The 23,079-nt window shown below is 70.6% G+C and carries 16 protein-coding genes; 5 read left to right on the forward strand and 11 right to left on the reverse strand.

Annotated features, from left to right (window positions below):
• On the reverse strand, positions 1-1,941 hold the full coding sequence (efeU, locus tag ACIG5F_RS18015) for an iron uptake transporter permease EfeU (protein ID WP_396518839.1): 1,941 nt from the start codon (positions 1,939-1,941) through the stop codon (positions 1-3).
• 161 nt (positions 1,942-2,102) lie between these two features.
• Here efeU and ACIG5F_RS18020 point away from each other — a divergent pair, with 161 nt between their 5' ends.
• Entirely contained in the window at positions 2,103-2,675 is a 573-nt protein-coding gene (locus ACIG5F_RS18020) for a chloramphenicol phosphotransferase CPT family protein (protein WP_396518840.1), read from the forward strand.
• Positions 2,676-2,835: 160 nt separating this feature from the next.
• On the forward strand, positions 2,836-3,849 hold the full coding sequence (locus ACIG5F_RS18025; protein ID WP_396518841.1) for a tetratricopeptide repeat protein: 1,014 nt from the start codon (positions 2,836-2,838) through the stop codon (positions 3,847-3,849).
• A 136-nt stretch (positions 3,850-3,985) separates the two neighbouring features.
• Here the strand turns inward: ACIG5F_RS18025 and ACIG5F_RS18030 are convergent, their stop codons facing one another.
• From ACIG5F_RS18030 to ACIG5F_RS18055, 6 genes are all read right to left on the reverse strand, one after another.
• Positions 3,986-5,230, reverse strand: coding sequence for a cytochrome P450 (locus tag ACIG5F_RS18030; RefSeq protein WP_396518842.1), 1,245 nt, complete (start codon positions 5,228-5,230; stop codon positions 3,986-3,988).
• A 61-nt stretch (positions 5,231-5,291) separates the two neighbouring features.
• Entirely contained in the window at positions 5,292-8,966 is a 3,675-nt protein-coding gene (locus ACIG5F_RS18035; RefSeq protein WP_396518843.1) for an Ig-like domain repeat protein, read from the reverse strand.
• 69 nt (positions 8,967-9,035) lie between these two features.
• Entirely contained in the window at positions 9,036-9,380 is a 345-nt protein-coding gene (locus ACIG5F_RS18040) for a UBP-type zinc finger domain-containing protein (RefSeq protein ID WP_396518844.1), read from the reverse strand.
• Positions 9,377-10,804, reverse strand: a complete 1,428-nt coding sequence (locus ACIG5F_RS18045; RefSeq protein ID WP_396518845.1) for an ATP-binding protein — start codon at positions 10,802-10,804, stop codon at positions 9,377-9,379. Before ACIG5F_RS18045 ends, ACIG5F_RS18040 begins: the two co-directional genes overlap by 4 nt.
• On the reverse strand, positions 10,801-12,474 hold the full coding sequence (locus tag ACIG5F_RS18050) for an FAD-dependent oxidoreductase (RefSeq protein WP_396518846.1): 1,674 nt from the start codon (positions 12,472-12,474) through the stop codon (positions 10,801-10,803). Before ACIG5F_RS18050 ends, ACIG5F_RS18045 begins: the two co-directional genes overlap by 4 nt.
• Before the next feature lie 75 nt (positions 12,475-12,549).
• Positions 12,550-13,143, reverse strand: coding sequence for an NADPH-dependent FMN reductase (locus ACIG5F_RS18055; RefSeq protein ID WP_396518847.1), 594 nt, complete (start codon positions 13,141-13,143; stop codon positions 12,550-12,552).
• Between the two features lie 112 nt (positions 13,144-13,255).
• Here ACIG5F_RS18055 and ACIG5F_RS18060 point away from each other — a divergent pair, with 112 nt between their 5' ends.
• A complete protein-coding gene (locus tag ACIG5F_RS18060; RefSeq protein WP_396518848.1) occupies positions 13,256-14,080 on the forward strand; it encodes a helix-turn-helix domain-containing protein in 825 nt (274 codons plus the stop codon).
• A gap of 17 nt (positions 14,081-14,097) precedes the next feature.
• Here ACIG5F_RS18060 and ACIG5F_RS18065 read toward each other — a convergent pair whose 3' ends face one another.
• From ACIG5F_RS18065 to ACIG5F_RS18075, 3 genes are read right to left on the reverse strand one after another with little or no spacing between them, the layout of a single operon-like run.
• The gene (locus ACIG5F_RS18065; RefSeq protein ID WP_396518849.1) at positions 14,098-17,196 is read right to left on the reverse strand and encodes an alpha-mannosidase; all 3,099 of its coding nucleotides are present in this window, start codon (positions 17,194-17,196) and stop codon (positions 14,098-14,100) included.
• On the reverse strand, positions 17,189-18,544 hold the full coding sequence (locus tag ACIG5F_RS18070) for a 6-phospho-beta-glucosidase (protein ID WP_396518850.1): 1,356 nt from the start codon (positions 18,542-18,544) through the stop codon (positions 17,189-17,191). Before ACIG5F_RS18070 ends, ACIG5F_RS18065 begins: the two co-directional genes overlap by 8 nt.
• Positions 18,541-19,293 carry a DeoR/GlpR family DNA-binding transcription regulator gene (locus ACIG5F_RS18075; RefSeq protein WP_396518851.1) on the reverse strand — a complete coding sequence of 251 codons (753 nt, stop codon included), beginning with the start codon at positions 19,291-19,293 and terminating at the stop codon, positions 18,541-18,543. Before ACIG5F_RS18075 ends, ACIG5F_RS18070 begins: the two co-directional genes overlap by 4 nt.
• Positions 19,294-19,400: 107 nt before the next feature.
• Between ACIG5F_RS18075 and ACIG5F_RS18080 the strand changes: the two genes are divergently transcribed.
• Positions 19,401-20,351: a carbohydrate kinase family protein gene (locus ACIG5F_RS18080; RefSeq protein WP_396518852.1), complete on the forward strand. Its 951-nt coding sequence runs from the start codon at positions 19,401-19,403 to the stop codon at positions 20,349-20,351.
• A gap of 46 nt (positions 20,352-20,397) precedes the next feature.
• On the opposite strand, the gene ACIG5F_RS18085 is transcribed toward ACIG5F_RS18080, so the two are convergent.
• Entirely contained in the window at positions 20,398-21,600 is a 1,203-nt protein-coding gene (locus ACIG5F_RS18085; RefSeq protein WP_396518853.1) for an RNA-guided endonuclease InsQ/TnpB family protein, read from the reverse strand.
• A gap of 203 nt (positions 21,601-21,803) precedes the next feature.
• Here ACIG5F_RS18085 and ACIG5F_RS18090 point away from each other — a divergent pair, with 203 nt between their 5' ends.
• The gene (locus ACIG5F_RS18090; RefSeq protein ID WP_396518854.1) at positions 21,804-23,078 is read left to right on the forward strand and encodes an extracellular solute-binding protein; all 1,275 of its coding nucleotides are present in this window, start codon (positions 21,804-21,806) and stop codon (positions 23,076-23,078) included.
• The last annotated feature ends 1 nt before the right edge of the window (position 23,079 follow it).

A 23,079-nucleotide genomic window follows, 5' to 3' on the forward strand; every position in this document is an offset into this window, starting at 1 on the left:
TCAGCTAGCACGGACTTCGAGCAGGGTCGGCACGGCCGACAGCGTCTCCACAGCGGCCCCGACGCGGGCGTCCACCACCGGGCGGCTGCCCGTGCCCAGGGCGCTGGTGATCGCCGCCAGCTGGCCGCGGGCCGTGGCCACCAGTCCCGGCCTGCGGGCCTCCAGCAGCGGGGCAAGTCGGTCCAGCACCGCGTTGGTGGCCTCCACATCCGCGCCCACCAACGAGAACACCGTGTTGGAGCCCTGATCGGTCACGCCGTTGAGGTGGCGGCGGAGGGCGTCTTCGAGGATCTCGTGCGCCCGCAACGGCAAGTCGGTCGGGTCGAAGGTCAGCTTCGCCCGTAGGGCCCGCACGTCGTCGTGCAGCTTGGCGGCGACCGGCGCCAGCTCGGCGGCGGATTGCCCGTGCCAGAGGCCGTATTCGACGCGATGCAGGCCGGTGAAGCCGGGGTCGTCGACACCGTGCGGAAGTCCTTGCGGCAGACCGTCGATCGCCACACCGAGGTCGTCGAACTGCCCGTACGCCGCGCCCAGCCGCTCCCACGTCAACTGCGCCGTCAGCCAGGCCGCGCGGGCCTGCTCGGGGTCGCCGATCTTCGCCGCCAGGTCGCCGGTCTGGGCGTCCAACAGGGTCAGCTGATCGGACAGGTAGGACGTGAACGAGTCCGCTGGGCCCTGGAGGTCCTTGTCCGACACGGGTTTGACCGCCGGCACCGCCGGTCCGCCGGCGGCGCCGCTGACCGCGGCGACCGGGGACACCTGGTCCAGCTCGCCCGGCACCAGGCAGCGCCAGCCGTACTGGCCGGCCGGCAGGTCGACGGTGATCGACCGGCGGGTGCCGGGCCCGAGGCCCTCGATCTCGCCGATCACACCGCCGTCGGTGGCCCGGGTCAGATAGATTTCCCCGCCGTGGCCGGAGTTGTTGACCACGGTGATCGTCGAGGTGCCGGCGGTCGTGCCGACCCAGTCCTTGGCGCAGCCCTCGGCCGTCACGGTGACCTGCGTCGACGAACCGCTCGCCGCCGGCGTGAACAGCGCGAACCCGCCGACAGCCAGCAAGGGGATCACCACCGCCGCCACCGCGTAGGCCCAGCGCGGGAGCCGACGGGCCGTTCGCTCGACGACCGGAGCGGCCTCGGCGGCCGGCTTGCGCAGGAACAGCGTCAGCACCGTGGCCAGATATCCCAGATACAGCACCACTTGCAGCACGGTCATCCGGGGTGCGAGGTTGGTGACGCCGGTGATCAACGACACCCACCAGCTGTCGGTCGAGACCACTGTGGACAGATCAAAGGCCAGCCAGCCCCGGCCCGGCACCAATCCCGCCGTCTGTAGCTCACCGACGCCGTAGGACAGCACCCCAGCGGCGATCACGATCAGCAGCACCGCCGTGCGGGAGAAGAACACCCCGAGGTTCACCCGCACGCTGGCCCGCACGATCAGCCAGCACAGCAGGAACGACACCCCCAGCCCGACCGCCGCCCCCACCACCGGCGCCACCGTGTCGCCCGAGGCCTGCACCGTCGTCCACAGGAACAGCGCCGTCTCCAGGCCCTCGCGGGCCACCGCCAGGAACGCCGTCGCCACCAGCGCCCCCGTGCTCGCCGCCTGGCCGATCTTCTCCCGCAGCTCCCCCGACAGCCCCCGGGCCGCCCGGCGCATCCAGAAGATCATCCACGTCACCAGGGCCACCGCGACCAGGCTCAGCACGCCCCCGAACACCGCCTGCGCGGTGATGGTCAGCTCGGCCCGGGAGAACGCCAGCACCGCGCCGAACCCCAGCGATAGCAGCGCCGCCGACAGCACGCCCAGCCACACCGGCCCGGTGCCGTGGCCCCGGCCGGTCCGGCGCACGGCCGCCAGCAGGATGCTCACGACCAGCCCGATCTCCAGCCCCTCGCGCAGGCCGATGACCAGGTTGGGCAGCCCGTCCAGCCCCACTGCCGCCCCTCTCCTTCGGTAAGGCTTACTTAACCCAGCCGGATACTACACGGCTGTAGATGCGTGTCCAGACGCCCGGAAGGCGATATGCGGCTTCAGTTGAGCGTGGTCGTTGGCCAGTCCGGCGCTGCGCCACGGCATTGCCTGGCTACAGTTGAGCGGTGCCGTCACGGACCCCAGGCCGAGTCATCCTCCTCAACGGTCCGTCGAGCTCGGGCAAGTCGAGCATCGGACACGCGCTGCTGGCCATGCTGCCCGACCCCTGGTTCCTCGTCCCCGTCGACGCCGTGAGCGGTATGCGGTCGACGCAGCACACCCGTGTCCTCGACGAGACGGAAATCCAGGAGATGCTGCGACGCACCCGACAGGGCTACCACCGTGTCATCGCGGCCCTCGCCTCGACGGGGAACGACGTCGTCATGGACTACCCGCTCAGCGAGCCGTGGCGCCTCGACGACCTCCTCGACGTTCTCGACCGATACGACGTCACCCTGGTCGACGTCCGCTGCTCCGAGGAGGAACTGGACCGACGGGAGCTGTTGCGCGGCGACCGTCCCCGTGGTCTAGCCGCCTCGCAGACCCGCGTCTTCTCCCACGGGGACAACGACATCATCGTGGACACCACCCACCGCAGCGCCACCGACTGCGCCCGCGACATCGCCGACCGCCTCGATGCGATCAGCCCTCCCAGGGCGTTCGATCGCCTCCGCCGCGCCCGCGCGCCGCAAGAGTGAGAGCTGATGATCAGGCGGGACCGCGCCCCAGGTCTTGACTACTCCGATCGGAGGCCGCACGTCGATGTCGGTGGTCGTGGCTAGTGTGCCCGGGCATGGATGCCGCTGATCTCGACTACCGGACCCGGAGAGCTGGGGGCGGGCAGCGGAGGCGATCGCGTTGGTCCGGCCGTACACGCAGGGCGAACGGCTCCCCACGAGATTTTTTGGGCGGCTGCTGGCTCGGCACGGGCACCAGGACGAGGCGTTCGCGCTGCTGAGCGCCGGGATCGACGACTGGTTGCTGGCCAACGCCCTCGTGGAGATCTCGAAGGAGATGGGCAGGGACGACGACATCGCGGTGCTGCTGGTCGCACGTATCCCAGCTGAGCACCGATGCGACGGCCCTCCCGGCTTCCACGGCCTCGACGAGGACACGGCAATCAGCCTGCTTGCCACGATCCGCGAACGTCAGGGCCGAGTCGACGAGGCGATCGCCCTGCTGCACACCCGGCGCCACATCAAGTCCGTGAACAACCACGACCAGTTGGCCGACCTGCTGGCCCGGCATGACCGGATCGAGGAGCTGCGGGAGTACGCGGTGTCCGAGTGCCACGGACACGCCGCTCAGCGGCTGGCCGAGGTGCTGGAGGAGCGCGGAGACGTGGACGGCGCGATCGCGGTGTACCGGACGCTGGGCGGTTCAACGGCCCGTCAGGTTCACGGTTCGGTCCAGCTGGCGCAGCTTCTGGCTCGGCATGGTCGGGTCGACGAGGCGATCGAGGTGATGCGCATGCTCGCGGACTCGTCCGGCGGCGAGGACTGGATCGTCGACATGCTGTGCACCTTGTGCGCCGATAATGTCCGTGCCCGGGATGGCCTAGCCTACCTCGACGTCCTCAAGACACGTCGCGACGGCAAGGAAGAGTGGGAGTACTTCAGGATACGGCTTCGGCTCATGGCCGACGGCGGCCTGCTCGATGACGCAATCGAACAGACACGGGCGCATCCCGAGGGCGGCGCCTGGTACGCGGCGGGGGCCATCGCCGAGCTTCTCGCCGCGACCGGCCGGACCGAGGAGGCTGTCGCAGTCCTGGAAGCGCACGCCCCCATCGACTCCAGCGTTCTGGCGTGGCACCTCATCGATCTCGGTCGGATCGAGGAGGCCGTGGCAGTTCTCCAGCAACGGACCTGAGACGGCCCCGGTACTGAGCGGGTGAGCAGCGGGCACGACGGTGATCTCGTCGACCTGCCAGCCGTGCTCGCGCAGCGCCTCCCCGACCAGGCCGGAACTCGACATGGCGTCGTGCGCCACGCACAGCGCCCGCACGTCAGGCGGCCTTGACCCGGATCGGGAACTGCTTGATGCCGTTGACGAAGTTGCTGCGCACCCGGGTCACCTCACCGGCCGGCTCGACGGTTTTCAGGCGGGGCAGCAGGGTCTCGAACATCAGCCGGACCTCCAGGCGGGCCAGGTTGGCGCCGAGGCAGAAGTGCGGGCTGTTCTTGCCGAAGGTGACGTGGGGGTTGGGCGAGCGGGTGACGTCGAAGCGGTCGGGGTCGTCGAACACGGCCTCGTCGCGGTTGCCGGAGGCGAACCACATCACCACCTTGTCGCCGGCCCGGATCGGCTGGCCGCCGAGTTCGACGTCCCGGGTGGCGGTGCGGCGGAAATGGTAGACGGGGCTGGCCCACCGCAGGATCTCCTCGACCGCGCCGGGGATCAGCGACGGATCCTCTTGCAGCAGGCGGAGTTGGTCGGGATGGTGCAGCAGGGCGTGCATGCCGTGGCTGATGGTGTGCCGACTGGTCTCGTTGCCGGCCACCACGAGCAGCAGGAAGTAGTTGTCGAACTCGGTGGCGGACAACGGTTCCCCGTCCACCGGCACCCGGTTGACCAGCTTGCTGACCAGGTCCTCGCCGTCCCCGCCACGCCGCTGCCGGGCCAGCGCGCGGCCGTACTCGAAGACCTCCAGCGAGGCCGGCGAGCGGAACGGCAGGTTCCTGTAGCGCTCGCTCTCCGCGTCGGACAACAGGACCTCGGCGTACTCGGGGTCGGTGTTGCCGATGATCTGGTTGCCCCACTTGATCAGCTGCCCGGTGTCGCCCTCGGGCACGTCGAGCAGCCGGGCCAGCACCTGGATGGGGAAGTCGGCGCTGACCTCGGTGACGAAGTCGAACTCGCCCTTGTCCAGCGCGGCGTCCACGGTCACGGCGGTCAGGTCGCGCAGGAAGTCCTCGAAGCGGCGCAGGGCCGGGCCGCCGAACTCGCGCAGCAGCAGCTTGCGCAGGGCCCGGTGGCGCACGCCGTCGGACTCCAGCATGGACCGCCGGATGCGGATCTGGTCGTCGTCGACCTCCTCAAGGTTGACGAACCTGGTCGAGGTGAACGTCTCGGTGTCGCGGTCCACGGCCACGATGTCGGCGTGCCGGGTCACCGACCAGAAGCCGGAGTTCGGGGCCGGCTCGGGATTCCAGTGCACGGGAGCCTCGCGGCGCAGCCGGGCGAACACCGGCCAGGCCGCGTTGCGCTCGAACAGGTCCAGGTCAGCGAGATCCACGTCGACGTGGCCCACGGCGCCCTCCCGCTACTCGTTTGCATCCAAACGGTAGCGCGAGGGGCCGCGGGCGTAAAGGCTACTTCTGGAGTTCGGCCAGCCGGGCCTTGGCCGCGGCCAGCTTCGGCCCGTAGGCCGGGTCGGCGCTGTTCAGCTTGGTGTAGACCGACACCGCCTCCTGGGCCAGCGTGATCGCCTGCGGACGCTCGGTCAGGTACGTCCCCGGCCGCAACAGCCACTGCCCGAAGGCGTCTCCGTACGCGGCGTCGTCGGCGTACAGCTGCCGCGCCACCTTGAGCCCGTCGAGCAGCCGGGCCGTGCCGGTGGGGTGATCGCCCTTGTCCCAGTACCGCTGCCCCAGGTTGATCAGGGCGTTGGCGTGGTCGTAGCGGTGCCGGTGATTGGCCGGCTCGGTGCCTTCCAGCTTCTCGAAGACGCCGACGGCCTCCTGCAACAGCGTGATCGACTCGTCGAGTCGCCCGCCGGCGGCCAGGTAGGTGCTGGCCGGCGAAATGATCCACTCACCGAACGTCTCCTGGTAGGCCGGATCGTCGGCGGCCAGCTGGCGGGCCAGGGCGATGCCGTCGAGCACCCGGGCGGTGCCGGTGGGCCCGTCACCCTTGTCCCAGTACTGCACGCCCAGGCTGATCAGCGCGTTGGCGTGGCGGTAGCGGTACGGGTGGCTGGCCGGATCCTCCTTCTCCAGCTGGGTGAAGATCCCGACCGCGTCCTGTAGCAGCGCGATGGCGTCGTCCCGGTGGCCGCTGATGCCGACGTAGGTGGCGACCGGCCAGATGATCCACTGCCCCAGGGCGTCCCGGTAGGCCGGATTGTCCTTGGCCAGCTGGCGAATCAGCGCGATGCCGGCCTGTCCACGGGCCGCCGCCTCGGCCTGCTTGCCCTGCGCCCACAGCTGACTCGCCTCGCTGACCAACTGCTGGGCCCGGTTGGCGGTGCCGCCGGCCGTGACCGTGACCTCGCCGACGCTGGCGACATGGGTGGCGTCGCCGCCGTAGACCGCGCGAAGCCGGTGCGCCCCAACGGATAGCGGTGCCGTGGTGAGCTTTGCGACGCCGCCGGCGACCGGGGCGGTCCCCAGCACCGTGGAGCCGTCCAGGAAGGTCACCGTGCCCGAGCCCGCTCCGGCGATCGTGGCGGTGAGCGGAATCTGGTCCCCGACAAGGGGATTCGCGGCGGCGGCCAGCGTGGTGCTGGTCGTCGGGAACTTGCCGTGCTCCAGCGTCAGGTCGCCGCTGATCGGGCCGGCGCCGGGATAGCCCTGGTGCTGATCGGTGCTCAGGGCGTATCCGGGCGACCCGCACTGGGCATAGCCGACCGCGGCCTTGCGTCCCTGGGTCACGTTGGTCAGGTCGACCGTGTTGTCCGGCGGCAGGGTCATGGCGAGGTTGTAGCGGTAGTACCAGGGCACGTGCGGATCGGGATTCTGCTCGCAGTTGATCGCCGTTCCCACCGGCTTGCCCGGACCGCGCTCGAACTGCTGGAAGCCGGTGAAGGCCGTGGCCCGCGCGGCATCCGTGGCGTTGGGGTCGCAGGTGTGCGTGACCAGCCAGCCCACCCCGATCGACCCGGTTTCGATCTTCTCCGGCACCGCCGACCGGTTGCCGCCGTACACGAAGAAGCAGGAGCCCTCGTAGTTGCGCTCGGCGCTCGAGCACGAGGCGTCGAACCGCAACGCGACGTCCTTGTCGGGGAAGGTGACCCGGCACTCGGGCGAGTCCTTGACCACGGTCGGCGACACCTGGAAGCTGCCGCCGCAGGCCAGGTTCCGGTCGACGCAGCTGCCGTAGTTGATGTTCACGAGGCCGCGTTCCAGCCAGACCGCGTCCTTGTAGGACGGCGGGAACTCGGTGTTGCTGCCGGGCGCCCGGCTCAGGTGCGGGATCAGCACGTTCGTCTCGACCGAGCCGTTGTCGTTGCCGGCGCCGGGGCAGAAACCCTCGATCGGATAGGGGCACTGGGTGCGGTGGCCGCCGCCGGTGAGCGTGAAGTCCGGGCCGCCGTAGGCCGCCTCCTGCTGGTCCTGGCCGTTGAAGTAGGCCAGGAAGTCCCGGTGCTGGCGGTTGAACGCCTGGTCCGCCATCCAGTCCGGCGGCCGGTAGCCGGAGCTGGCGGCCAGCGTCATCTCCTCCGAGTAGCCGCCGCCACCGGCCTGCGGGCTCACCGGCTCGGCCAGGCCGCCCACCCACACCTGGAACATCGGGCCGACCGGGTCCATCTGCATGGTCAGGTCGGAGGCCTTCTCCAGCTTGCGCCGGAACGGGGCGAGCCGCCGGTTGTCCATGGACTCCGCCGACTGCTTGAGCGCCAGGAAGTCCAAGGCCCGCTTGGCATCCGCGCGGATGCTGGCGTCGGTGCTGAAGTCGTGCAGGTTGAGCAGGGCCAGCATCTGGTAGCGGGAGTACGGCCGGGCGTTGTACTCCAGCCAGTCGTGCGCCATCACGTCGTTGACCTTGTTGTGCACGTAGGCGGCGACGCCGTTGGCGTTGTTGTCCCGGTTGCCGTCCTTGTCGTAGATCGAGACGTAGGTGTCGGCGGGCACCGGCGCAAGCGGCAGGGTCGACTCGTTGTGCAGCAACCGGGTCGTGCGGATCAGCAACTGGTGGTTCTCGGTCTCCGGCACCGAAATGCCGGTCACGATGCAGACGGTCTCGTCCTCGCGGACCACCGAGCCCTGGAGCCAGGCGCGGGCGGCGACGTCCTCGCGCAGCTTGGCCAGCGCCGCCTGGTCGTCCGAGCCGAACAGGGTCTTGGCCGACTCCTGGCCCAGCTGGCCCCAGACCCGCATGAGCAGGGCCATGGTGAAGTCCCACTCGTCGGTCGGGCCGCCGCTGGCGCGGCAGCCGGGCACCGAGTCGGTGCCGGGCTTTCCGGTCAGCGGCGGGATCAGGCGGACGTCGGCGATCACCTTGGTCCAGCCGGGCAGGGTGTTGAGCGGGTCGGGCAGGCCCGCCGCCGGCAGCCGCCAGCCGGGCGCGAGCCGGTCGAGGCAGTCCCGGTAGATGCCGGAGGGGTCGCTCATCGGCGGCTTCTCGCCGGCGAACGCCCTGGTCAGCTCGGCCCGGCCGTCCGGGTCCTCGATGGTGCGCAGCAGGCTGGTCTCGGCCAGCAGGTGCGTCATGTAGTCCTCGCCGCGGCCGCTGTGCTCGGCCGAGACGCAAGCCTCCCACAGCACCGGCGGGAGGCGGCGGGCCTGGCCGTACTGGACCGACTCGGCCACGGTGTGCGGCTGCGGGATCCACCCGGAGTCCATCCGGCCGTAGTAGCCGCCGACGTCGGGCAGGATGCTCCAGCTGTCGACCGTGCGCTCGTCCGACATCTCCACACCGTTGATGTGGTCGCCCAGCCGCAGCGTGGCGTCGGCGAAGTGCAGGTCGAGCGCGAAGTTGAAGCGCCAGGTGTCGTCGCCGTTGGGGTCGATGGTGATCGTGGTGGCGCCGGCCCGCAGCGCGTACCAGGAGCTGGGGTTCTTGATCTGCAACTGGTACGGCCCGTGGTCGCTGTTGTCGTCGAAGTGGCCCAGGTCGCCGTCGAGGACCGCGGCCTCCACGTTGTCCTGGTCCACCACGGAGACGTGGACGTGGGTGTCGTCGTCCTTGTCCTCATCGTTGGTGTGGAACGAGATCTCGGCCGCCACCAGCGCCGATGCGCCGCCGTCGGCGGCGTGCGCCAGCGGCGTGAAGCCGCTGATCAGCACCGCCGCCGCGATCAGCGTGGTTGTGAGTGTCCGTCGCACAAGGCGGCAAACTATCGTCCGAATTGCCCCGTGCGTTCCCCTTGCTCCGATCGCTGCCCGTTAGGGCATTCAGTGCACGTGGCTGCGCCAGTCGGCGGGGACCCGCCCCGCCGGCCCCGGCACAGCGGCGTCCACCGGGTGGTGCTGGGGCTCGGCCAGCTCAGGGCCCTCGTAGGCCTGCTCGGTCTCGTAGTTCCAGAACCAGTCCTCACCCGGTTCGAAGCTGCGGATGAACGGATGCCCGGTGGCCGCCGCGTGCGCGCTGGCGTGCTGGGCCGGGGAGGAGTCGCAGCAGCCGATGTGGCCGCACTGGGCGCACCGGCGCAGGTGCACCCACCAGCCGCCGGCGGCGTCGCACTCGACGCAGCCGGTTCCGCTCGGCGGCACGGACGGGTCGATGCCGGCAACGGTCATGAGGTCGCCTCCTGGGTGGTGAGCGGGATCCGCACCTGGAACCGGGTGTCGCCGGGCGCCGACTCGACGGACAGGTCCCCGTGGTGCTTGTTGACCACGATGCGCCACGAGATGTCCAGGCCGAGGCCGGTGCCCGAGCCGACCGGCTTGGTGGTGAAGAACGGCTCGAAGATGCGGCTCTTGATCTCCGCCGGCACCCCCGGACCGGTGTCGCCGATCTCCACCAGCAGCCGGTCCTCGTCCCGGGCGGTGCGCACGGTCAGCGTGCCGACGCCGTCCATGGCGGCGATGGCGTTGTCGATGAGGTTGGTCCACACCTGGTTGAGTTCGGCGGCGTAGACCGGCACCTCGGGCAGGCTGTGGTCGTAGTCCTTGACCACGGTGACGCCGTCGCCGATCTTGCGGCCCATCATCAGCAGGGTGGAGTCCAGCAGCTCGTGCACGTCGACCGGGCGGAACGGCGCGCGGTCCAGCTGCGAGTACTGCTTGGCCGCGGTGACCAGGGTGGACACCCGGGTGGTGGAGTCCTCGATCTCCGACATCAGCAGCTCGGTGTCGATGGTGTAGTTGAGCCAGCGCAGCGCGCCCTCGAGGATGGACGGGTCGATGGTGTCGGCCACCTCGTCCAGCCAGGCCACGTCCAGTCCGGCCTGCACGTAGGTCGGCGCCAGATCCCAGCCGCCGGCGATGCCGTGCTCGTCGAACCAGTCGGCCAGCTCGTCCTCGCGGTCGGCGGCCTCCAGCGGGCTGAGCGGCTTGGCCTTGGCCACGTGCTCGACGGCCTGCTCCTGGAGCTTGATCAGCGTCCCCAGCGCGATCCGGTCGTACGGGCCGGCGGCGATCAGGCCCAGCTTGTGCCGCATGCCGGCGACCCGCTCGCGCAGCGCCGAGGTGGCCCGCACCGCCGCGGCGGCCGGGTTGTTGAGCTCGTGAGTCAGGCCGGCCGACAGGGATCCCAGGGCCAGCAGGCGTTCCCGCTGCCCGACCGCCGCCTGGGTGTTCTGCATGCCGAAGAACAGGCCCTCCAGCATGTGCAGCGCCATCGGGAACCAGTCCCGCATCAGCTGCTCGAACAGGTCGGCGTCGAGCACGTAGAACCGGGACGGCTCGGTGACCCGCATCGAGCCGTCGTAGGTCTGCGGCACGCGGTCGCCGAGAAACGCCCGCCACGCCCCGGCGTACACCCCGGGGGCCGTGGTCCGGGTGATCTCCACGTCCTCCTCGCCGACCCGCCGGGACAGGGCCAGGCCGCCCTCGATCATCACGTAGAAGCAGGTCGCCGGGTCGCCCTCGTGGTAGACGGGGCCGGGCTCGAAATGCTCGATGTGCCCGTGCTCGCACAGCCATTCCAGCTGCTCCTCGTCGAGCTTCTCGAACAGGAACAGCGTGCGCAGCTCGGCGATGTCACACGGCAGAGGGCTCATGTCCGCTCCAGATAACGGTGCACCAGCATCACGGCCATGGCCCCCTCGCCGACGGCGGAGGCGACCCGTTTGCCTGAATCGCAGCGTACGTCGCCGGCCACGAACACGCCCGGCACGTTGGTCTCCAGGTGGTACGGCGGCCGGTCCAGCGGCCAGTCGCGCAGGGCCTTCTCGACGTCCAGGTCGGGGCCGGCGATGACAAAGCCGCGGTCGTCGCGGGCCACAACGCCGTCCAGCCAGTCGGTGCGCGGGGCGGCGCCGATGAAGGCGAACAGGAACGAGGCGTCGACGGTGCGGACCTCGCCAGTCCCGTTGTGCCGCAACGAGATCTTCTCCAGGTGCTCGCCGCCGTGCGCCTCGACGACCTCGGTGCAGGTCAGCACCGAGATGGTGGGGATCGCCGCGATCTGCTGGATCAGGTAGTGCGACATGGAGTCGGTCAGCGACTCGGCCCGCACCACGATCGTCACCGACCGGGCCGTGCGGGCCAGGTACACTGCGGCCTGGCCGGCCGAGTTGGCCCCGCCGACGATGTAGATGTCCTGCTCGGAGCAGTTGGTGGCCTCGGTCAGCGCCGACCCGTAGTAGACGCCGCGGCCGGTGAACTCGTCCAGGCCGGGGGCGATGAGCTGCCGGTAGGAGACGCCGGTGGCCAGGATGACCGCGTGCGCGTCGATGGCCTCGCCGTCGGCGAACCGCACCGTGCGGGCCGAGCCGTTGATCTCCACGCCCACCACGTCCCGGGTGGTGATCAGCTCCGCGCCGAACCGGGTGGCCTGCCGTCGGGCCCGGTCGGCCAGCTGCGCGCCGGACACGCCGTCCGGGAAGCCCAGGTAGTTCTCGATCCGCGAACTCTGGCCGGCCTGGCCGCCGGTGGCCGTGCGCTCGATGAGCACGGTTCGCAGGCCCTCCGACGCGCCGTAGACCGCCGCGCCGAGGCCGGCCGGGCCGCCGCCGATGATCGCCAGGTCGTAGAACCGCTCGGACGGCTTGGTGCTCAGACCTACCCGGTCGGCCAGGGCGGCGTCGGTGGGCGCGATGAGGGCCTCGCCGTCGGTGGTGACCACCACCGGCAGCGTGCGCCCGTCCGCGCCGGCCGCCGCGAGCAGCCGTTCGCCCTCCGGCTCGTCCACCTGGTACCAGCGGTAGGGCACCTGGTTGCGGGCCAGGAACTCCCGCACCTCCGAGGAGCGGGCCGACCACTGGTGGCCCACCACCTTCGTCTCCGGCACCCGCTTGTGGTCGCTGGCCGCCCACGCGTCCAGCAGCGAGTCCACCACCGGGTACAGCTTCTCCTCCGGCGGGTCCCACGGCTTGAGCAGATAGTGGTCCAGGTCCACCAGGTTGATCGCGTCGATGGCCGCGCCGGTGTCGGCGTAGGCCGTCAGCAGCACCCGGCGGGCCAACGGGTACAGGTCCATGGCCTGTTCGAGGAACTCGATGCCGTTCATGTCCGGCATCCGGTAGTCGGCCACCAACACCGCCACCAGCTCGCCCCGCAGCTTCATCTCGCGCAACGTGTCCATGGCCTGGCTGCCGGACTCGGCGCGCAGGATCCGGTGCTGGTCGCCGTAGCGGCGGCGCAGGTCGCGGGCAACCGCCCGGGAGACGCCGGGATCGTCGTCGACGGTGAGGATCGCGGTCCGCGCGGGTCGGGTCGGCGCGGTCACGCGACCGCCTTCTTGATGAGCCGTCTGTGCACGCGCCAACCATACGACCGTTGTCTGACGCTTGCGAATGTCAGCTCAGGCCGGATAGGGGGCGGCCTCGCGGGCCGATCGGAGCGCGCCCGCCCACCAGGCCAGCTGGTCGAGCAGGGTCTTGGCGTACCCGGCGGCTTGCGGGTCGAGCGGACGGCCGTCCTGCCAGGCGGTGAAGTAGTTCGGGAAGGCCAGGCCGTCGCGGATGGTCACCGCGTGCAACTCGGTCAGCACGTTCTCCAGGTGCAGCACCGCGTGCCGGCCGCCCGCCGCGCCGCCGTAGCTGACGAAGGCGACGGGCTTGGCCGTCCACTGGGTGAAGTGCCAGTCGATGGCCGCCTTCAGCGACGCGGGATAGCTGTGGTTGTACTCCGGCGTGACCACGATGAACGCGTCGGCGGCCGCCAGAGCCGATGTCAGCGGCGCGAGTCCGGCCGGGCGGGGGTAGTCCTCGCCGGCGTGCTTGGGCGACGCCGCGGGCAGCGCCAGCGGGATGTCGATGTCGGCCAGGTCGACGACCTCCACGTCGAAACCGCCGTGGTGGCCGGCGTGCTCGGCCACCCAGGAGGCCACGACCGGGCCGAACCGTCCTTCCCGGACGCTTCCCACGATGATCAGCAGCCTGTGCTTGGTGTTCATGCCCACCACGATGCGGCCGTCCCGGCGCCGCAACCAGACCGTGCTCAGGCTGGCCCCCGCGGGGCCACCCTGAGCTCTCGGCGACCGGCCGGCCGCGAACTAGGCTCATGCCATGGGCACGCCGCTGGGGGATTTCATCCGGGCCAAGCGCGACAGCATCCAGCCGGAGTCGCTGGGCCTGCCCGACCGCGGCCGGCGCCGGTCACCGGGCCTGCGCCGCCTGGATCTCGCCGCGCGGGCGGGCATCAGCGTCGAATACCTGACCCGGATCGAGCAGGGCCGCGACCGCAATCCGTCGGTGGCGGTGGTGAACGCCCTCGCCGACGCGCTCAGCCTCGACCCGGCCGAACGGAACCACCTGCGCTACCTCACGAAGATCGCCGGCGGCGCGTGCGTCGCCCACACCCGGCCCGCACCGCCGCGCCGCGAGGTGCGGCCGTCCGTGCTGGAGACGCTCCGCCTCCTGGAGCCGGGCATCGCCGTGGTGACCAACCGCCTGGGCGACATCCTGGCCCACACCAGCGGCTTCGCGGCGGTGACCAGCGGAACCGGACTGCTCGACGCCGAGGTGCCGAACCTCACCCGCTACGTCTTCACCGATCTTCGGGCCCGGACCTTCTTCGCCGACTGGGCGGACATAGCTGACGAGCAGGCCTTCGACCTGTGGCTCGCGCCGTCCCTGGAGAGCTCCGAATGGCTCGCCGCGGAACTCGCCCCCGTGGCCGGCCCCGACTTCACCAGCCGCTTGAACCGTCACGTGATGCCGCAGCGCGGAGTTCTCCGCCTCCACCACCCGGCGGGGCCCGAGCTCCACCTGCTCCGCGAGACGCTCGACCTCACCGCGGACGCCCAGCAACTGGTCGTCTTCCTCCCCGCGAACGAGGCGACGGCCCAGGCCATCGCCTCGTTCGGCCGCCGGCTCCGGTCCATCTCGTGACGCTGTTCGTCTCCGCGCTAGGCCACCGGCGTCAGGCGGAGGGTCAGCACCTGGAAGGGGCGCAGGCGCAGGCGTGCTGAACCGTCCGGTTCAAGGGGCAGATCCTGGTCGAGGGGGCGTTCCAGGAGGTCGACGACCTGGGCTCGGGCGACGGGGAAGCCTGGGCGCAGGACGGTGTCGGCGCGGGTGCCCAGGGATTCGTAGAGGCGGACGATCACGTCGCCGGACTGGTCGTCGGCGAGCTTGACGGATTCCACGGCGGCCTTGCGACCGTCGACTGCGACCAAGGCGGACTTGGTGGCCGCGGCGGCGGAGCCGGGGACGACGCGGAGGGGCAGGTTGAGGGCGTAGCCGCCCTCGACGGCGTCGGCGACGGTGGCGCCGGGCAGCAGTGAGTAGGTCATGCGGTGCAAGCCCTGGTCGGCCTGGGGATCGGGGCTGCGAGGGGCGCGGACGAGGCTGAGGCGCAGGGTCGTGGTGGTGCCGCCGTCCTCCCGGGCGGTGCGGCCGACGTCGTGGCCGTAGGTGGAGTCGTTGAGCACGGCGACGCCGTAGTCGGGCTCGGCGACGTGCGCCCAACGGTGGCAGAAGACCTCGAAGCGGGCGGCCTCCCAGCTGGTGTTGGTGTGGGTGGGCCGGAAGACGTGCCCGAACTGGATCTCGGCGGCCGAGCGGTCGGCGTGCACGTCCAGCGGGAACGTGGCCTTGATGATCTTCTCGCGCTCATGCCAGTCGATCTCGGTGTCGATGTCGATGCGCGGCGAGCCGGCCCGCAGGCGCACGGTCTGCACGAGGGTGGACGAGCCGAAGCGGCGTTCGACGCGCAGCGCGCCGACCAGTGGCCCGCGTTCGACGACGGTGATCGACTCCACGGCGGTCAGGTCGGTGTACTGGTGGGTGTAGTGCTTGTCGATGTCCCAGGCGTCCCAATGGTTCGGGAAATCGGTGTGCAACCGCAGCAGGTTGCCGCGCGCGCCTGGGGCCAGCACCTCACGGTCGTTGACCAGGTCGTAGACGGAGCAGAACAGACCGTCGTCGTCGAACTCGACCCGGACGAGACCGTTGTCCAGCAACCGTTCGCTGACCATCACCGACGGCTGCGGCGGCGCCGGGGTCAGCGGCGCGGCGGTGGATCCCGGAGCCTGCACGAGAACGGCGACCGTGCCGTCGGCCAGCTTCTGCCCGTTGGCGGCCAGTTCCGCTGGCGCCGCAACGACTTCCGTACGGGCGCGAGGGCCGGCGTTGAGCACCCACGGCGTATCGGATCCGCCGGCCAGCGCCGCCGAGGCGTCGCCGATGATCGCGTTGAGCTCCTCGGCGACCCGGGCATAGGTGGCCTCGGCCTCGCGATGCACCCAGGCGATCGAGCTGCCGGGCAGGATGTCGTGGAACTGGTGCAGCAGCACCGTCTTCCACAGCCGGTCCAAATCCTCGTAGGGATAAGGGAAACCGGTCCGCACAGCGGCGGTGGCGGCCCACAGTTCGGCCTCCCGCAACAGGTGCTCGCTGCGGCGGTTGCCGGCCTTGGTGCGGTGCTGGCTGGTGTACGTGGCCCGGTGCAGCTCCAGGTACAGCTCCCCCGACCACACCGGCGCGTCGGGGTATTCGGCCTGCGCCTCGCGGAAGAAGGTGTTGGGGTCCTGGACGATCACCTTCGGCGAGCCTTCGAGGTCACGCAGCCGCCGCGCCTTCTCCATCATCTCCCGGGTGGGGCCGCCACCGCCGTCGCCGTGCCCGAACGGCACCAGCGACCGCGTGCCCCCGCCCTTGTCGGCGTAGTTGCGGACGGCGTGGGCCAATTCCTCGCCGGAGAACACCGCGTTGTAGGTGTCGACCGGCGGGAAGTGGGTGAACACCCGGCTGCCGTCGATGCCCTCCCACCAGAACGTGTGGTGCGGCATCTTGTTGGTCTGGTTCCAGGAGATCTTCTGGGTGAGGAACCAGCTCATCCCGGCCAGCTTGGCCAGCTGCGGATACGCCGCGGTGTAGCCGAAGGAGTCGGGCAGCCACACGCCCTCGCAGTCGACGCCGAACTCCTCGATGAAGAACCGCTTGCCGTGCGCCAACTGCCGGGCCAAGGCCTCGCCGCCGGGCAGGTTGCCGTCGGCCTCCACCCACATGCCGCCGACCGGGACCCAGTTGCCGGCCTTGGCCGCCTCCTGCATCCGCGCGTAGACGGCGGGGTGGTGTTCCTTGGCCCACGCGTACTGCTGCGCCTGCGAGCACGCGAAGACGAACTCGGGGTAGTCCTTGGCCAACGCCGTCACGTTGGAGAACGTCCGGCCGGTCTTGCGAACGGTCTCCCGCAGCGGCCACAGCCAAGCGCTGTCGATGTGCGCGTGCCCCACCGAGGACAGGGTGTGGGCGCTGGCGTGGGCCGGCCGGGACAGCGCGAACTTCAACTCGGCCCGGGCCGCGGCGGCGGTCGAGGAGACGTCGGCAATGTCCAGGGCGTCGAGCATTCGGCTCAGTGACCGCAGCAGCTCGTGCCGGCGGGGATCGTGCTCGCTCAGCTGGCCCATCAGCTCGCTCGCGACCTCGATGTCCAGCACCAGATGCCAGACGTTCTCGTCGAGCACGGCGAGGGCGGCGCGGGCGAAGGTGTAGAGCGGGTCCGGCGGCGCGGTCAGCTTGTCCCCCAACGGAGTGGGGATGAATCCGTTGGCCAGGATGTCGGGATTGCCCGCCGCCTCAAGGAAAAGCTCGACGGGTTCGCCGCCCGTGGCCGGGTTGGACACCGGCACGTACTGGTTGCGCGGCTCGATGCCCTTCACCGGCTGCCCGGAAGCGTTGTAGACCAAGGCTTCCGCCTGCCCGCCGGGCCAGTCGCCGATGAAGCCGAGATCGAACACGGCCTCCACCCGCTTTCCGGCCCACTCGGCCGGCACGGTGCCCACGGCGCGGATCCAGCTGGTGGACCACGGCTTTCCCCAGCGCTCCCCCACGGCGAACGGCTCATACGACGCGGCCAGCGCCTCGGCCACCGGCGCCGGCTCGTCCGGCACGTGCCAGGCGGTCAGCGTCAACGGGATGGTCGCACCGTAGACGGCCGGGCGGATGCGCTGCTTCAGCACGCGATCGAGGCGGTCCTCGACCTGCTTGCGGTCGTCAAACACGGCTCTCCTCACGCAGGTAGTCCAGGCCGGGGACAGTGGCCAGGTAACCGTCGAGCAGCCGCCGGGCGATGGCGACGGAGTCGACGAGGGGGTGCAGGGCGAAGGCGCGCAGCGCGGCGGTCCGGTCGCCGGTCGTGGCGGCGCGAATGACGTCCCGCTCCGCCGCCTTCACCGTCGTGACCAGGCCGGCGGCGTTGGCGTCCAACGGAGTTCCGATGATCGGCCGGGCCCCGTTGGCGTCCACGTGGCAGTTGGTCTCGACCACGGCCTCGTCGTCCAACGGCGTGAGCGCGCCCCGGCCGCGGACGTTGAGGATCAGGGTCGTCCGCTCGTCCAGGGCAATCGCCCGCATCAGGGCCAGGGCGACCTTCTCGTAGCCACCGGAGTCCAGGTCGCACGAGTTGCGCTCGCCGGCGTCCACCGCCTCGCGGTTCTCCGCCATGTAGGTGACTTCGCGCTCCAGCCGGGTGGCGTCCCAGGTCGCGAACGCGGGCGTGTCGGGCGCTTGCATCCGCTCGTAGAACCGGGACTGCTGGTCGAGCAGGAACGCGCCGCGCGTCTTCTCCGCCGCCCGAGCCCCGGCCACCGCCTCGCGGTTGAAGTAGTAGTAGTGCAGGTACTCGTTGGGCAGGCAACCCAAGGCGCGCAACCAGTCCGCGCCGAAGAGCTTGCCCTCCTCGAACGAGGTCAACGCGTCCTCGTCGGCCAGCAGCCGCGGCAGCACGTCCACGCCGTCGACCCGGATCGCCCGCAGCCAGCCGAGGTGGTTGAGGCCGGCGTAGTCCAGCCAGGCCCGCTCGGGGTCCACGCCCAGCGCCCGGGCGGCACGCCGGCCGAGCCCGACCGGCGAGTCGCAGATGCCGATCACCCGGCCGCCCAGGTGCGCGGCCATGGCCTCGGTGACCATGCCGGCCGGGTTGGTGAAGTTGATGACCCAGGCCTGCGGGGCCAGCCGGGCGATGCGCCGGGCGATGTCCACCGCGACCGGGATGGTCCGCAGGCCGTAGGCGATGCCGCCGGCGCCGACCGTCTCCTGGCCCAGCACGCCCAGCTCCAGCGCCACCCGCTCGTCGGCGGCCCGGCCGGCCAGGCCGCCGACCCGGATCGCCGAGAAGACGAAGTCGGCCCCGGTCACCGCCGCGTCCAGGTCTGTTGTCACGTCAACAGCAGGCGCGTCGTCGTGGCCACGGGCCTGGTCCCGCAGCACCTTCACGATGGCGTCCAGCCGGCGCGGGTCCAGGTCGTGCAGGGTCACGTGGGTGACCCGGCCCTGGCCCCGATCGGCCAGCAGCGCCCGATAGACGAGGGGGACCCGAAAGCCACCCCCGCCGAGGATCGTCAGCCTCATACCTCCACGACCTCCACCCCAGCCTCGCGCAGCGCATCGCCCGTCGCCGCGTCGGCGGGCGCGTTGGTCACCACGACGTCGAGATCCTCCGGCCCGCACACCCGGGCCATGCCGGCGCCGGGGAACTTCCCGGCGTCGGCGGCCAGCACCACCCGCTCGGCGGCGGCGATCATCGCCCGCTTCACCGGCACCTCGACCGCGGTCGTGTCCAGCACGTGCCCGTCCGGCCGGATCCCGCTGGTGCCCAGGAAAAGGATGTCGGCGTGCACCTGGCGGAGGTTGTCCTCGGTCAGGAAGCCGACCAGCGACCGGTAGTCCCTGCGGACCACGCCGCCGAGCAGGATCAGCTGGATGTCCTTGTCCTCCACCAGTTCCTCGTAGACAGCGAGGTTGCTGGTGATCACCGTGAGCGAGCGGCCGCGCAGGTGGCGGGCGACGCGGTGCGCGGTGGTGCCGATGTCCAGCAGCGCGGTCTGGCCGTCCCGCACCATCGACGCGCAGCGCGCCGCGACGGCGTCCTTGGCCTCCACGCGCACGTCGGCGACGTCGGCGAACGGATCGTCGTGGCCGTTCATCGGCACCGCGCCGCCGAAGACCCGGCGCAGCAGGCCCTCCTCCTCCAGCTGGAGCAGGTCACGGCGGATCGTCGCCTGGCTGGCGGCCAGCAGGTCGGCCAGCGCGGTCACCGTGCTGGGGCCGTCCGAGCGCAGTGCGCGCAGGATCAGCTCGTGTCGTCGGGCGGGAAGCACAGCTGGGACCCTACTCTGCAAACTCGCTCAAAGTCACGCAGCTATTGCCATTCTTGTGCACGCGGTGCAGTCTCTAGCTCAACTTCGAGCGGACAGAAGGCAACGTAGTGGCAACACCACCCGCGGTCCCCGACGTCTTCCTGTCGGGTCTGCTCTTCTACGACATCGGCTTCGCCGGGCTGCCCGCCGCCCCGGCCGCCGGCGCCGAGGTGTGGGCCGCCGAGCGCGGCACAAGTCCGGGCGGCATCGCCAACTTCGCCGTCACGCTGAGCCGGCTCGGCAGCCGCACGTCGCTGGCTGCGGCCTTCGGGGACGACGTCACCGGCGGCCTGTGCTGGCAGGAACTGGCGTCCGAGGGCGTGGACCTCGAACTGTCCCGACGAGTTCAGAACTGGCCGATGCCGCTCACCGTGTCGCTCGCGTACGACGGCGACCGCGCGCTGATCACCCACGGCTCACCGTCGCCGCTGTCTCCCGACGACCTCATCGCCACGCCCCCGCCGGCCCGCGCCGCCGTCGCCCATCTCGGGCCGGCACCGCAAGCGTGGATCGGCAAGGCCATCGCCCAGGACACGCTCGTGTTCGCCGCCGCCGGCTGGGAGGAGGCGTCGCAGCACCCTACGGCGATTTTGGCTCAACTGCCCGGTTGTCACGCGTTCCTGCCCAACGACCGCGAGGCCATGGCCTACACCGGTGCGGACACCGCCGAGAAGGCGTTGGCCAAGCTGGCCGAGTTGGTGCCGCTCGCCGTCGTCACCTGCGGGGCTGACGGCGCGCTGGCCATCGACGGCTCCACCGGCGAAACCGCCGCCGTGCCGGGAGTTCCCGTGGACGCCGTCGACACCACCGGGGCCGGGGACGTCTTCGGCGCCGCCCTGGTCCACGCCACCCTGGCCGGCCTGCCGCTGGCCGACCGCCTCCGCTTCGCCGCCCTGGTCGCCGCGCTTTCCGTGCAGCGGATCGGCGGCGCGACCGCCGCGCCCCGCTGGTCCGAGCTGGCGCCGTGGCGTTGTCATGACAACAACTACGCCTTCCTCGACGACCTCCCGCACGAGTAGGAGCGAGCCTGTGACTCCTCCACCAGGTCAACCCGGTGGCTTCTCGCTAAGCCGCCGGGGCTTCGCGCAGGACCAGCCCGGCCCTGTGTGCGATGTTCACCGCCGCGTTCACGTCCGCGTTGGCGGTGTGCCCGCACGCTACGCACCTGAACACGGCCTGGTTGACACGGTTGTCCCTGGACACGTGGCCACAACGCGGGCACGTGCGGGAGGTGTCGCGGGGGTCCACCGGGATCAGTCGCCGACCGGCGCTTTCAGCCTTGTGCGCGAGGATGCCCAGGAACACCCCCCAACCCGCGTCGTGAATGCTGCGGTTCAACCCGCCCTTCGCCGCTGCCCCGTTCGGCGCGAACACGCCCGGCTGGTCAGGATCGGGCCGGGGTTTCGGGGCACGGACCATGCTGACGATCCGCAAGCGTTCGTGGCCGATGACATCCGCGCCACGCACCAGGGCCAAGGCGGCCTTGTGGGCATGGTCCAGCCGCTGACGGCAGATCTTGCGGTGCACCGTGGCGACCACACGCCGGGCCTTCCTCCGCCGACCCGAGCCTCGTACACAACGGGACAGATCCTGCTGCGCTCGTGCCAGCGCGTCGGCGGCGGCGCGCGCGTAGCGCGGGTTCGGGACGTGTGTGCCGTCGCTGATGGTCAGGAAGTGGGCGACGCCCAGATCGATACCGATGTGGCGACCGGTCACGGCCAGCGGCGCGGCCGGCACCTCGTCACAGGCCAGCACCACGTGCCAGCGGCGGCCTTCCCGCTTCACGCTGACCGTCTTGACCACGCCCAGCACGGGACGATGCTGGTGAACCCGAACATGTCCGACGCCTTGGAGCCGGACACGGGTGATCGAGTCGTTGGGGGTGGAGTTCCAGCGGCAGCCATCGCCGTCTTTGGGAAACTCCACCGTGTCGAACCAGTTCACGCCACGGAACCGGGGGTAGCCAGGTTTGTCGCCGGCTTTCACACGGCGGAAGAACGCCTGCATGGCCTTGTCCAGGCGGCGCAAGGTGGCCTGCTGACTGGAGAACGACCACCGTCCCTGCCGCTCGGGATCGACCGCGCGGATGTCCTTGAGCTGCGCGGACTGGTCGCCGTAGCGGACCGTGGTCTTCGAGACATGCCGGTAGGCATCACGCCGTTCCTGCAAGGCCGCGTTGTAGAGCGACCAGTGATCGACCAACATCTGCGTCAGCGCTGTGGCTTGCTTGCTGGTAGGGCGCAACAGGAACTTGAACGACCGTCTCACTGCCGGCCCGACCTGACCGGGTCGGCAACAACAGCTCGCCGACCCGTGGAACACCACGCTACTTGGTATTCCATGTCGTCCCAGCAGCTGGCGCGAGCGGCCAATACCCCAGACACGACTGCAGTATACAGGCTGCCTCTGTCCACTCGGGACAGCTCACTCTCCCTGTCACTTGACGACGACAGTCCCTTTGAGAGGTTTTGATGGAGCTCTCCCGCAGACGATTCCTCCAGGCGTCGGCGCTCACCGCCGCCGCGGCCGGGTTCTCCGCCGCCTGCGGCAGCTCCGGCTCCAGCGCCACCGGCAAGGAGCTGACCCTGTGGTACTGGGGCGGCGGGCTCAGCGACAAGGTGGTGGCCGACGCCAAGACCCACTTCGCCGCCGACATCGCGCTGACCGCGAACTCGGTGGGCGGGGACTTCAAGCAGAAGCTGGTCACCACACTGGCCGCCGGCGGCAGCTCGGTGCCGGACATCACCGGCATCAAGGGCGAGGACATGGCCTCGTTCATCCCCAGCGCCAGCCGGTTCCTCGACCTCAACGACCTCGGCTTCAAGAACCTGTCCTCGCAGTACCTGGCGTGGAAGACCAAGCGGGCGCAGACGCCGGAGGGCAAGCAGCTCGGCTTTCCCATCGACATCGGCCCGACCGGCATGTACTACCGGGTCGACCTGTTCGAGCAGGCCGGGCTGCCGACCGAGCCGACCCAGGTGGCGGCGCAGGTCAAGTCCTGGGACGACTTCTTCGCCGCCGGGGCCCAGCTGCATCGGGCCGTGCCGAAGGCCTTCCCGATGCGCAACCTGCCCGAGCTGTTCAGCATCGTGGTCAACCAGGGCACCAAGCGGTTCATCGACGAGGACAACCACTTCATCGGCGACCAGGAGCACATCCGCACCGCCTGGAACACCGCGGTGAAGGGCTTCACCGCCGGCCTGGACGGCAAGGTCGACGACCCCAGCTGGAACGCGGCCATCGCCACCGGCACGCTCGGCGTGGAGCTCGGGGCGGCTTGGCACGCGCTGGACATCGAGCAGGCCGCCCCCGACCTCAAGGGCAAGTGGCGGGTCGCTCCCATGCCCGGCGGGCCGGCCAACGACGGCGGCTCGTTCCTGGCCCTGCCCAAGCAGTGCCGCAATCCCGACCAGGCGTTCAAGATCATCAGCTGGATTCTCAGCCCCGAGAACGACGTGCGCGGCTTCACCGACGCGGCGCTGTTCCCGGCCGCGCCGGCGGCCTACAAGCTGCCAGCGATGACCGCGGGCGACCCGTACTTCGGCGGCCAGAGCACCATCGACGTGTTCGGGCCGGCGGCCGAGAACATCCCGATCAGCTACGAGGCCCCGGCCGACGCGGCCGTGATGGCCCCGTACCGCACGGAGCTGACCAACATCGAGGCCAGCGGCAAGTCCCCCGACGCCGCCTGGAACGACGCGGTCGGCCAGGCCAAGCAGGTCGCCCAGCGGCAGGGGGTGAGCTGAG

The organism is Kutzneria sp. NPDC052558 (genome assembly GCF_044547355.1).
GTDB lineage: Bacteria > Actinomycetota > Actinomycetes > Mycobacteriales > Pseudonocardiaceae > Kutzneria.